At 46.4% G+C, this 12,418-nt stretch carries 9 protein-coding genes; 1 reads left to right on the top strand and 8 read right to left on the bottom strand.

Features of this window, described 5'->3' with window-relative positions; all coding sequences use genetic code 11:
- Complete coding sequence (locus tag ABIO93_RS28180; protein ID WP_348073358.1) at positions 1-2,328, top strand: CehA/McbA family metallohydrolase; 2,328 nt, start codon at positions 1-3, stop codon at positions 2,326-2,328.
- Positions 2,329-2,382: 54 nt separating this feature from the next.
- Here ABIO93_RS28180 and ABIO93_RS28175 read toward each other — a convergent pair whose 3' ends face one another.
- The 8 genes from ABIO93_RS28175 to ABIO93_RS28140 all read right to left on the bottom strand — a co-directional run bounded on the left by ABIO93_RS28175 (position 2,383) and on the right by ABIO93_RS28140 (position 12,324).
- Positions 2,383-2,691: a DUF6787 family protein gene (locus ABIO93_RS28175; RefSeq protein WP_348073357.1), complete on the bottom strand. Its 309-nt coding sequence runs from the start codon at positions 2,689-2,691 to the stop codon at positions 2,383-2,385.
- Positions 2,692-2,696: 5 nt separating this feature from the next.
- Positions 2,697-3,428: an RluA family pseudouridine synthase gene (locus ABIO93_RS28170; protein ID WP_348073356.1), complete on the bottom strand. Its 732-nt coding sequence runs from the start codon at positions 3,426-3,428 to the stop codon at positions 2,697-2,699.
- 27 nt (positions 3,429-3,455) lie between these two features.
- Positions 3,456-4,274 carry a 3-methyl-2-oxobutanoate hydroxymethyltransferase gene (gene panB, locus ABIO93_RS28165; RefSeq protein WP_348073355.1) on the bottom strand — a complete coding sequence of 273 codons (819 nt, stop codon included), beginning with the start codon at positions 4,272-4,274 and terminating at the stop codon, positions 3,456-3,458.
- A 43-nt stretch (positions 4,275-4,317) separates the two neighbouring features.
- On the bottom strand, positions 4,318-5,655 hold the full coding sequence (locus ABIO93_RS28160) for a peptidoglycan DD-metalloendopeptidase family protein (protein WP_348073354.1): 1,338 nt from the start codon (positions 5,653-5,655) through the stop codon (positions 4,318-4,320).
- A gap of 93 nt (positions 5,656-5,748) precedes the next feature.
- Positions 5,749-6,591 (bottom strand): DUF4292 domain-containing protein, encoded by an 843-nt coding sequence (locus tag ABIO93_RS28155; protein WP_348073353.1) that lies wholly within the window; start codon positions 6,589-6,591, stop codon positions 5,749-5,751.
- On the bottom strand, positions 6,581-8,332 hold the full coding sequence (locus ABIO93_RS28150; protein WP_348073352.1) for a tetratricopeptide repeat protein: 1,752 nt from the start codon (positions 8,330-8,332) through the stop codon (positions 6,581-6,583). The genes ABIO93_RS28155 and ABIO93_RS28150 overlap by 11 nt, the downstream gene beginning before the upstream one ends.
- A gap of 161 nt (positions 8,333-8,493) precedes the next feature.
- Positions 8,494-10,926 (bottom strand): TonB-dependent receptor plug domain-containing protein, encoded by a 2,433-nt coding sequence (locus ABIO93_RS28145; RefSeq protein WP_348073351.1) that lies wholly within the window; start codon positions 10,924-10,926, stop codon positions 8,494-8,496.
- A gap of 63 nt (positions 10,927-10,989) precedes the next feature.
- Positions 10,990-12,324: an amino acid permease gene (locus tag ABIO93_RS28140; protein ID WP_348073350.1), complete on the bottom strand. Its 1,335-nt coding sequence runs from the start codon at positions 12,322-12,324 to the stop codon at positions 10,990-10,992.
- Positions 12,325-12,418 lie beyond the last annotated feature (94 nt).

The raw sequence follows: 12,418 nt of genomic DNA, 5'->3' as shown, positions 1-12,418 counted from the left end.
ATGAAAAAGACCTTTACACGCATTCTCGTCATTTTATTCGCACCCCTCCTCTTGCTGGCACAGCAACACGATCACCAGCCTGCGCCTTCTGCTATTGTCCAAGTGGAGCCGCAGCCATTGTTAGCGCAGGCAATGCGTTTGCAGGAGGCACTTTCCTTTTCGGGGAATTCTTTATCGAATGCGGATGCACAACGGCTGAAAATATTAAGTAGCAAGCCTTTAACCAATGAAACAGTAAAGGGTATTCAGGAAATTCTTGATCCTTATTGTTTGAATGTGGTCACTATTAACCCCGAAGGACGGGTAAAAGTGGATCGTGGAGCCGCCAAAGCAATTTTGGTTCAAGGCGGCTGGACAAGTTTTCTGGTCAAGGTTCATAATGAAGCGGGTATCACTGCCAAATTGGAAGCAGAAAGCCCAAATGGAGAGAAACCATATCATTCCCCGTCGTTTGGATCGAAAGTTGAAAAGAAGCATGAGTTGACGGCAGGACAAGTTGCAAACCGGTTTTTGGAAATACAGATTTATGCCAATAGGCCTTTGCAGCCGAATTTATCTGGTCTGAAACTGGAGTATGCGGTGGTGCAGATCTACTCCAAAGAGGCTGGCCAACGTGAGGCTGAGATCAGCTATCATGTAGGCCAGGGTTCGCAGGATATAGGTTTCCGGAATACGACACACATTTTGTTTGAGGTGAAGCGAGCTATCAAAGTCAAGTTTCAAGTGAAGGACCACGATGGGTTACCTGCGATTGCGTCATTTTTAATCACAGACTCACAGGAACACGCTGCGGGTAAGTTCAAAGGCATTTACCCGCTTCCTTCCAGGCGTGTCGCAGCCTATGATGAGTACCCTGATTTCTTTTTTCAGCCACAGATTTACCGCAAAGATGGCGAGCACGTTCAGTTGCCGGCTGGTAAATATAATGTCACATTTACCCGTGGGCCAGAGTACATTAGTCAGACCAAAGAAATAACGGTACCTGCCAACGTTGACTCCATCAATGTGTCTTTTGAACTGAAAAGATGGATACAGATGTCAAAACTGGGCTGGTACAGTGCTGATCATCATATCCATGCAGCAGGATGCAGCCATTACGACAGCCCTACCGAGGGTGTGGATCCTAAGGATATGTTCCGGCAAACCATGGGCGAAGATCTTAATTTGGCGGCTAATCTCGCCTGGGGGCCAAGCTGGTATCATCAGAAAACATTCTTCACAGCAAAGGATCATCCATTATCCAATTCCAAAAACATCATGCGTAATGATGTGGAGGTTTCGGGCTTTCCTTCGTCACATTCGGGGCATATTGTGCTTTTGAGAATTAAAGAAGACGATTATCCGGGTACGACTGCTATTGAACAATGGCCGAGCTGGACGGCACCTGTACTTTCCTGGGCCAAATCCCAGGGTGGTGTCGTGGGTTATGCGCATTCTGGTTGGGGATTACAACCAATGCAGTCTACCGATAAGATATTCAATGATGTAGTGCCAAAGATGGACGGAATTGGCGCGAACGAATACATTGTGACCGTCGCTCAGGACCTTGTTGACTTTTACAGTGCCGGTGATACACCGGCGCCCTGGGAGCTCAATATGTATTACCACACGTTGAACTGCGGATTTAAGCCGAGGCTTAGTGGTGAAACAGACTTTCCCTGCATTACGGACGCGCGTGTGGGGCAAGCCAGAAGCTATTTCAAGAGTGACATGCCGTTGAATTACGACAATTATGTGGCCGCCATCAAGAGCGGCCGGAGTTACGTTTCGGATGGTAAGTCGCATATCATGGATTTTGCGGTGAATGGAAGTGAGGCGGGCGTAGATAAGAGTGAGGTTTCGCTTCAAAATGCGCAATCAGTTTCTGTGACTGCGAAAATAGTAGCGTATTTACCCGCAAAGCAGGATAGCATCGGAGAGAAAATCGCTAATACGTCAATCCATATAACCCCCTACTGGGATATTGAGCGCGCCAGGATCGCTAAATCCAGAAAGGTAAGGGTGGAGTTGATCGTGAATGGCGAAGCTGTGGATACGACTGAAATTACAGCGAATGGGGAGCTAACCGATGTGAAATTCAATCATCAGATTAGCAAATCGAGCTGGGTTGCACTTCGCGTTTATCCGAGCTCACATTCCAATCCGGTGTTTGTAACAGTCGATGGCAAACCGGTAATAGAAAAGAAAAGTGCAGAATGGTGCCTGGCTACATTAAATCAATGCTGGAAAATGAAGGAGCCGAACATTCGTGTCGAGGAAAAGAAAGCGGCTGAAGAGGCGTATGAACAAGCGAGGAATGTTTATCGCAAAATCATCGACAGCCAATGACGTTGAGGGATTGTTATGCCTGACGGCATTTTAATGGGTTATGCAATGTTATTTTTATACCGTCTTCCTGCGAAATAACCCTCCTATTCTGCTGAACATTCTTTTTTCGAATTCCCAGAAGAATGTAAACTTACCCCACACCCAGCCCCACGCGAGCAAAATAACCTGGTATAGCGGCAAAATGATCAGGATATTTACTGTCCAGCGAATCCAGGCCGGCGATTGCTCTGTGAGGCCAATCAACTCGAAAAGCCAGCGTTTGACGTATAAGACAGAAAAACCGGTACAGGCGAAGACGACGAGAATAATGAGGACATCCCACCCATTCCTGACGTTCCAGCGTTGTTTCAGTTTTTCGATCATGCTACTTATTCATACAAGTGGTCCAGATTTTCGGGTTTGATCACTTCGGTATCCAAAGTTAAAAATTCTTCCCAGAACGGGTCATTAGGTAGGCCTGCTTTGCAGATAATCGGCTCTTTTTTAACAGGATGCTCGAAATATAGCCTGCGTGCATGCAGATTAATGTTATTATCACGATTTCCAACCGGATAGCCATATTTCACATCACCGCGTATCGGGCAGTTCATCGAAGCCAGTTGCACACGGATCTGATGGGGCCTGCCGGTTATAGGCATTACTTCCAGCAAATGGAACTTGTTGACCTCTCCCATCCAGCGATACGATAGCTCAGCGCGTTGTGTGCCAGGCGCTTCGTAGTCGTATGCCGTGGTAACATTGCGCTTCTCGTCTTTTGAAAGCCAATGTATCAGCTTCCCTTTTTTCTCCGCTGGCCGGTGTTTTACCACTGCCCAGTACGTTTTTTGCACATCACGTTTACGGAAAATCTCATTCATGCGCTCCAACGCCTTGGAAGTACGTGCAAACACAACGAGTCCGCTTACCGGACGATCGAGGCGATGAACGGTTCCGAGAAAAACCGCACCGGGCTTATCATAGGCTTCTTTGATATAGTCTTTAACCATATCCAGGAGGCATTTATCGCCGGTAGCATCCCCTTGAACCAGAATTCCTGGCTCCTTATTGACGATGATCAGGTGATTATCTTCGTATATAACTTGAAATGGTCTTTTAGCCATATTAATAGTTCTTTACTTTTTAAAAGGTCAATATGATTCCTTCTCATTCGGAAACGACTTGCCTTTTACATCTTTGATATAATTGGAAATTGCATCGGTCATTACACCATTCAAGTCCGCATAGCGACGCAAGAACCGTGGTTTAAATGCTTTATTGATGCCCAGCAAATCGTGCAATACTAATATTTGCCCGTCAGCATGCGGACCTGCGCCTATGCCTACCGTTGGAATGGACACACTTTCTGATACCTGTTTGGTCAATGTGGAAGGGATTTTTTCTAATACCATTGAAAAACAGCCGACTTCTTCCAGCATTTTGGCGTCTTCCAGCAACTTCTGTGCTTCGTCCTCTTGTTTGGCACGAACCGTATAAGTACCGAATTTATAAATGGATTGTGGTGTAAGTCCCAAGTGACCCATTACAGGCACGCCGGCACTTAGGATCCGGGTAATGGAATCCTTTATTTCCAGTCCGCCTTCGAGCTTCACGGCATGTGCACCGGATTCTTTCATAATGCGGATTGCGGAGTTCAATGCTTCTCTCGAATTGCCCTGGTAAGATCCAAAAGGTAAGTCAACGACCACCAGTGCCCTTTTGACAGCCCGTACCACCGAAGTAGCATGGTAAATCATCTGATCGATCGTAATGGGCAGCGTCGTTTCATGCCCGGCCATTACATTAGAGGCCGAGTCGCCCACCAGGATAAGCTCTATTCCTGCTGCATCCACAATGCCAGCCATAGAGTAATCGTATGCCGTAAGACAGGATATTTTTTCTCCACGCGTTTTCATTTCCTGAATGATGTGGGTCGTGACGCGTTTAATATCAGGGGTATGGATCGACATTTCTCTGTTTCAGATTAAAATTTGATGGGTCAAAAGCATCTGCCTACCTATGTATCAACCAGTTTTCCGGATTGAGGCGTGATGTGTTTTTCCAGATTTGGAATTGAAGTTCAGATGTTCCGTCGCTGTCGGTAGCTACCCGGCCAATGTTTTCGCGCGCCTTCACTTTCTGGCCCGCCCGGACGGTAACCCCATTCATTTTGGCGTAGATCGTCATATAGTTACCGTGTTGAATGGCGACGACATTGCCCATTCCCGGCATTTCCGTTACGTCCAGCACTACACCGTCATACACCGACCGCACTGACTCCCCGGCGGTAGTTTGAATGTCAACCCCCAGGTTGTCAACCATTACACCTTTTAAAACCGCATGTGGACGCTGACCAAAATGTCCCGAAACGAAGCCTTTTACGGGCCATGGCAGGCGGGCCTGCGACGCCGTAAATGAGGATGCCAGCGTAGTTTCTTCCTCGCTCATACCACTCGAAATAACAGGTTCTTCCTCTTTTGGCGTTTCCACTACGGCAGCCTCTCCTTTTTTCTCTCTTTCGGCATTTTCCCGGGCTATCCGCTCCCGTTCCGCTTTCCTGCGCGCTTCGCGTTCCTCCCGCTCCTTACGCTCCCGTTCCAAACGTTCACGTCGCTCACGCTCTGCGATGCGGCGGATATTGGCTTCCAGCAAATCGGTTGCCCTTTTGTTTTCCGCGATCTGATTTCTCAACTCAACTTCTTTCTGAGAAAGCTCCTGGATCACTTCATTCTGCTTCACTTTCAGTCCTTCCAGCTTCGTATTCTCGGTTAGACGGGTATCCAGAACTGTTTTTTGCTGATTCTTTTTGCTGGTAATGCGCTGGCGTTCAGCTACTACCTGTGCCTGTAAAATTTCAATTTCCTTCACCTGCCCTTGTCTTGCCTCCGTGTATTGTTTCAGATATTTGTACCTTAAAACAAACTGGTTGAAAGTCCCGGAGGAAAAAAGAAAGATTAATTGATTAAAATATACATTCCTTTTGGAAGCCTCATAGATCATGTGGCCGTACTCTTTTTTCAGCTTGTTAAGGCTGCTGTCCAATGCTTGGCGCTTTTTTTCAAGAACTTTTAATTCTTTGTCGAGCAGTTCAAGATCGTCCGAAAGAAGGTCGATTTGCTTTTTGTAGGTATTTATTTGTTGATTGAGGGCTTTTAACTGGCCTAAATTGACATTTTTCTGAGAAGACGTCTGTTTCAGGATGCTTTGAATTTCGCGGATCTTGCTTTGGTTTTCGCTCTTTTCACGTTCCAGCTGTTCACGGTTTTTCTGTGCATAGGCGCTAATACCCGCACACAAAATGAACGTCAATAGTAGAAATAAACGGCGTAAATACGGTTTATGAAGGGGCATACTGTTAATTCTTGCGACCAGATTCCTTAAAAGGCAGGCAAAGTTAAGCAGACTTGGGGTTTTTGCCCCATGATCGTCATGACATTCTGTATTTTACCTTTTTCGCTTGTACGACGAAGGTACACTGAACGGGAAACCAGGGTTTTGATCTACGAGATCTACTTTGCTGTGTTTGATCCGCATATTGGTTTCGTTGATCTGCTGATCTTTTTGTGACTTTACATTCAGATTGATCTGGCTTGTAAAAGGGAAAAGGAAGGTTTTTACCTCTTTAAAGTCTTCGTAGTCAAGCGTAAATGTATTTTGAGTTGGAACCTCAGTCGCTTTTAGCCGGGATAGTTTCAGGCTGTTTTCGGAAATGAAATTGTCTATTTCCAGCCGGTCCTTCACCTGTTTGAGCACATAAAAATCCTTTTCCTTCACAAAACTTCCGTTGTCATCTTTTGGAAAAGGAAGGTTACCAATGATAACTGATTGCAGGAGAGCAAAATTGAGGTCGAAATTATATTGTTTGCTCAGTTGTGCGTACGTGAAGACAAAATAGTCTTTGTGGATTTTGTCCATGAACACGATCGAGTCCGGGGTAATGATCCCGCGTGCCACTTCCAGCCCCACACCCGTAACCGACAGCCATATCATGCTGTCTTTTTTCATACGAATGTTCAGATTGGTATTATCGAAATCCTGCGATTTACTTTTGAACGATACCTTCGATTTGGCTGTCAGATATTTGAAATCGACTTCTTTGACCGAAATCGAGCCTATTGATTCGGGTGTAATCGTTTTCGTGGAGTCGGTAGCATCAGGGATCGTATTGATCAGCGTCGTGTCTGCTGCCGGATTCTTATTGATACTCTTGGAGGTACGTTGTTTGTGACAAGCTGTAAACCATAGTAAACTCATGGCCACCAACCCGATCGTAATTTTATTGCTCATGTAATGCGCCTGTTGCTATTTTTTTATCAAGAAGTTCAGTGGTCTCGCCCATTCTTTTGGCTTTTTTCCATTGTGCCACTGCATTGTCGCGTTCGCCTAATTTGAACAGGACATCACCATAATGCTCAACAATCGTGCCACTGACACCACTGCTGTCCACCATCGCTTTTTCGAGAAACTCCTTGGCTTTTTTGTAATCTTTGCGGATATATAGTACCCAGGCGTAGGTATCCAGGTAGGTAGGGTTGTTCTGATGTTGCAAAACCAGTTTTTCAGACATTTTCAGTGCCTGATCCAGTTTTTCTTTACGTAAGGAAAGGAAGTAACTGTAATTATTGAGCACATGATCATTGTTGGGATCTTCTTTCAAAGCCAGGTCATAAGCCGCATCAGACTTCTGATGCTCGCCTAAACCGTTGTATGCGTCCCCAAGCTGAGCGTTGATATTCGGTATCAGGTCAGGCTTATCAGTGATCAGTTTCAGGCTTTCTTCCAATGAGGAAATGGCTTCCTTATAGTTCCTTTTCATCAAATGCGCCATTCCGTTGGAGTACCAGAGCAAGCCCTGGTTAGGGAATACTTCCAGCGCCTTTTCCGAATGCACCAGCATGCTATCGACCTGATTAAGGTCACCGTCAAGCTGCAAAATAGCGCCCCACACCTGAAATACAGAACCATCTATCCGCGCAGCTTTGCTGTACATATCCCGCGCCTCGGCCTTTTTGTCGAGACGCATCAGCAAGTCGGCATAAATAACATTGGTGCGCGATTCATTAGGGTGTGTTTCAGATAGTTGCTTGGCCAGGCTAATCGCTTCGCTGAACTCTGCTTCTGTTTTCAGCATGGTGAGGTAGCCGCTAAGTACCCTTATTTTAGGATCTGCGTCCAGATTAGGATTGGCAAAAACCAGTCGTAATTCCTGATTACATTTTTGAACATCACCATTGCGACGGTAAATGTCGGCTAGCAATACGTGGGCCTGCGCTTCGTCCGGGTTAATTTTTAGAGCCTCTTCCAGCGGGACAACAGCTTCGACGATCCGATCATTGGCGATCAGCATTTCAGCCAGCTCTACACGGTAGCTCACCTCGCCCGGTTCGGCGGCGATCAGTTTTTTGCCTTCATTCAATGCCTTATCCAGGTTATTTTGTCTCAGATAAAGCTGCTGCTTCTGGTGAGTAATCTCTTCGGTTACGCCCAGGGATTTTTCAAGAATGTTATACGTGTCAATGGCCTTATCAAACTGATCATTAAACACATATACAGCCGCTAGCTCAATTCCATACTGAATATTTTCGGGGCTTTTGGAAAGAAGGGATTCGTAAATCTGAGCGGCTTCTGAATATTTTCTGCGCTTCGCGTACAGCTCTGCAAGCTGCTGCGCATAAAAAACATTCTCTTTATTGATATCGTAAGCTTTTTTGGAAGAAGTAATAGCGTCGTCGTACCGTTCCATTTTGATCAGTGCAGAGGCAAGCATATAATGGCTGGCTCCTTCCTGGGCATTCATCTGGACCAGTTTTTCGAAGACAGGGATGGCGCGTTCGAACTCGTCCTTCATCATGAATTTCATCCCTTCTGCGGCCAGGGTTTCTTCGCCCAGCTGAAAACCGGTACTTTCAGATTTCACTGACTCTTTCTCGCGGTCTTTGTTACGACGCTGCGCATTCGCTGATGGGGCAATGACCACGCCAGCCAGCAGACAAATAAGAAGGGTCAGTTTTAGATATTCGGTCCTCATATTTTCATCTTATGCCATCAGATCGCGGGACATAACCGGCCATTTCAGTGTAAACAACAAAGTTACCAATTTTTGTCTGGATGAACCGTCCAATTGGTTATGCAAATAAGAATAGTAACGTGGAAAACACAGTATTCTTATTTCAAAATCATTAACAATCATCAATTTACGGAATAGGTTGATTTACCATAACCCGGAACGCCGATAGGGCTAAAAACTTCCGCCTGAATGTCCACGGTGGTGGCCGCGTCAGAATTGAAATACTGAATTTTTACCTTTCCCTCTCTATCTGTTCTTAACATTGGCGCCCAGAAAATAGTTGACCGGTAATCAGGAATAACACTTTGCGACCGGTCCGTCACATAAGCAGGTGCATAAAAGTCCCTGGGTACATTGAAACCCGGAATCTTCGAAACCAGCACCCCCGGCACGATTTCCTGCGAGTAATCGTAGTTTTCATTACCTCTTTTGGTCAAAACTGAAATGACCCCATTACCGCCCCGGCTACCATAAATAGCAGCAGAAGCCCCTTTCAGTACGTCGATCGATTCCACGTCAAACACATTCAGTGACGTGATCATAGCCTTATCAACAGGCATTCCATCTAACACAAAAAGTGGCTCGCCCCGGTTACCACGGATGAAAACGGACGCATTCATACCCGATCCGCTGACCTGCACGCCTGCAACCCGGCCTGCTAGCATATCGAGTACGCTCATGTTTCCTGACGCCATTTGCGGCGTAATTTTTAAAGAAGCGTCTGCCGAATTATATAGCTTTCGGGAATCTCTTGGCACCTCTTTTTTTGCCTTTATGGTCACTTCCTGCAATAACCGCTCGCGGCTTTCCCTGATCTTTCGGGCTATTTCCTGATCCTGTTCTGCTCTTTTCAGATAATCGGCCAGTTTTTGCGAATCGACTGTCACGGGATTGTATGGTACTTTCACCAAAGTAGCCCTGGGCGTATCAAATGGAGGTATGATGAATGATAAATTTTGATTACCCTTCTTGTTCATGCCTTGCAAACGGATTTTCAGCGAGTCGGGGAACACCAGATTGTAGATTGCAAATTGTCCGGCTGCGTCGGTTTCGGATGTCATAAATGTACTCAGGCTATCATTGCTCAGGTACACCGAAAGCATAACTTTCTCTGTAACCTTGCGATTGTTGCGTTTCACTTCGCCAGCCAGTGTGACGCCTTGTTCAATGTAGCGTTTGGGAGCCGGAATAGAGTCCTGCATTACATCCTGCCAGCGAAAGCGTGACCAGCCCTGCGTCATCATCAGGTAGTCCAGGTGAATTTTCCTTTCCGATCTGCTTTCGTCGAAATAATAGGCTGGTTTTTCTACAAAACCTTTTAGATCAGAGGATAACAGCAAGAATGAAACTATATTCTGATCATAGGCTTGCTGCACGATCTGGCCGGCATCGGTGATGGAAATGGACAGGCTGGCTTCCACAGGCTTGCCCGCAGAATCGGTGACCGTAACTTCTACTTCCGCTTTTTCACGAGGCTTGAATGCAGTTTTGGATGGATTAATTTTGACCCGAAGCGTGTGAGAATGGTCGATGAAAACCAGCCTCTCGCAAACAGGTTTATTCTCGCTGTCAAAAAGTGTAAGATGCGTAATGCCGTCCGGAAGGTCCGTCGTCGGCAGGACCATCATCAGTCCCCGGCTTGAAATTTTGCCTTTCGCGACGAATGCCACAATGCCCCTTGATTGGCCTACGATATGCACCGGAATTTCGGTTTTACCGGGGATACGGGCATAAGCGATTACCCGCATTTTGGTTTTACTGGAAAGATTATCGACAACCATCGCGAAGCCCGTTTCCTGCAAAACCGGGAATTTGACAGGAGTTACCTTACCATTCTTTTCCTTTATAAAAGCCGAGTAATTCTGTCCGATTTTTGGTTCGAACTGGAACCGCCCCATTCCCAGGTGCTCACTTTTGAAAGAGGCCACAGTATCTTTTTCCTGATTTAGGACAAAGCCGTTCACATCCTGACCCATTCCGGCGGGGTTCAGAGCTTTGAATGCCACCCGCGTATTGATACCAGCGACCAGCTCGCCCCCCTCGGGGAAAAATTGTACGTCCAGACCTTCCTGAACAGCCGCTGCCTTGTTTTCTCCCTGATCAAAAATGTGAATGTCTTTTTGGAAAAAGAAATCTTCTGAAAAATTGCGCATCCAGTTGGTATAGGCCCTAATGGTATACGAACCAGCGGGAATAGAATCGGCCAGGACAATGTCGCCGTGGCCTGTGCCTCCGTTCATCCGCACGCGCTGTAAAGCCATGTTGCGCCCTGTTCGTTGCTCGATCAGATCCACATACATAAGGTTACTCGCGCTGTCGGCGAGGTGCAGCGATCCTTCGGCTAGGTATCCTTTAAACCAGAGTGTGTCGCCTTTCACATAATAGGGCTTGTCGAGATGTAGGTAGGCTTTTTCGCTCGGCAGCACATGCCGGTACATCTGTAATTTAGCAGAAATAAATTGAGTGAAATCTTCTTCGGTCCATTTGAAACCGGCAATGCAGAGCAAAATGACCGGTATACATAAGGATTTCAAAATGATCTTATTCCATGGCATAAATTTGTCTAATTTAAGTTAATTATATATGCAGTTTATTCCAAAGCTGATGCAGATATTTTTTTACTTATTTAAACGGGTTACCAGCAAATACGCTGGGTAGCTGATGATCAGAAAGAGCAATGCGTACTGGCTGCTGGGCAAATCCTGGACTACGGCACTCACCAAAAACGCAATCGAGAGTAGCAGCATAATGATTGGTAAAAGCGGGTAGGCCGGAACTTTCCATGGGCGGGGCAGGAGGGGCTCTTTGCGCCGGAGTGCCAGCAATGATGCAAAACCGGAAGTATAACCCAACACAAAAAAGAATGTGGCTATATCTGAAAGCTTTTCGGTGGCATCTTTTCCGATGAGGATCAATGTAATGGCAACGCCGGATGTAATGAGCATGGCTACCGCTGGCGTACCTCCTTTGTTAACCGTAGTTCCTGCTTTTAGAAAAAGTCCGTCGCGGCTCATGGAGTACAGTACCCGTGGATTAAAAAGCAACTGAGCATTCACAATCCCTAAAATAGAGATCATCAGGAACAGGGTCACAATTTTACCGGAACCTTCTCCAAAAATCAAGGTGATCGCGTCTGCCGCTGCAAGTTTTGATTGTGACAGATCATTCATGGGTAAAATGTGCAGTATAGCCAGGTTGCAAAGCAGGTAAATGGCAATGATCAGCACTACGCCGCCAATCATAGATTTTGGCAGATTTTTGGAAGGATCGCGGTCTTCTTCTGAGAAGTAAGCTGCTGTGTGCCAGCCATCGTATGTATAGAATATGGCTTGCAAGGAAAAAATGATGGGGGCGATCCAGCTTCCTGTTTCGATGATCCGGCTGGTCGTAAGTTGCGCGTCCGCTGTTGATACTTCGTCTCCATAAATGTAGCATACGGCCACAAAAATAAACAGACCAACTCCTTTCAAAACGCTCATCACATTCTGAAAACTACTGGCCAAGGCTAACCCAATCCAGTGAATACCAGTAAGTACCAGGAGAATGGTAGCCGCCACATACGGTTCGTAGCCCGCGAGCGTAGGAATAAGCAATGCGATGTACTCGCTCATGGTATAAACGCCAAACCCGAGCGCGGAGCAAGTGCCGAGCCAGCTGTTGATCCCCACCACAAATCCCGCATAGTTACCGAATGCCCGTTGTGCATACACGTACCACGCGCCTGCCTTGGGTACGGAAGTGCCCAGCTCGATCGTACACAATGTTCCCAGAAAAGCATATAGGCTTACCGCCAACCAAAGGGCCATAATCAGCCATGGTTCACCCAGTTGCGCCGCAATAGGGCCCGGTTTGCGGAGAATTCCCGTTCCAATAGTACCCCCAACCGTGACGGCGATACCAAAGCCTACGCCCAGGATTTTGAACAATTCGTTTCGCGTAGCGGGTTGCTGCATAAGAAAGGAGTGAGAATGTGCTTTTCGAAAATAGGAAAATTTTTCTTTTAGTAACTCCTATATTCGTAATCATTTACTTATCTGGGCCTAAACA

The sequence above is a fragment of the Dyadobacter sp. genome (assembly GCF_039919315.1).
In the GTDB taxonomy this organism is placed as follows: Bacteria; Bacteroidota; Bacteroidia; order Cytophagales; family Spirosomataceae; genus Dyadobacter.
The sequence above is the reverse complement of the archived record's forward strand: the minus strand, read 5'-3'. Positions and strand labels throughout refer to the sequence as shown.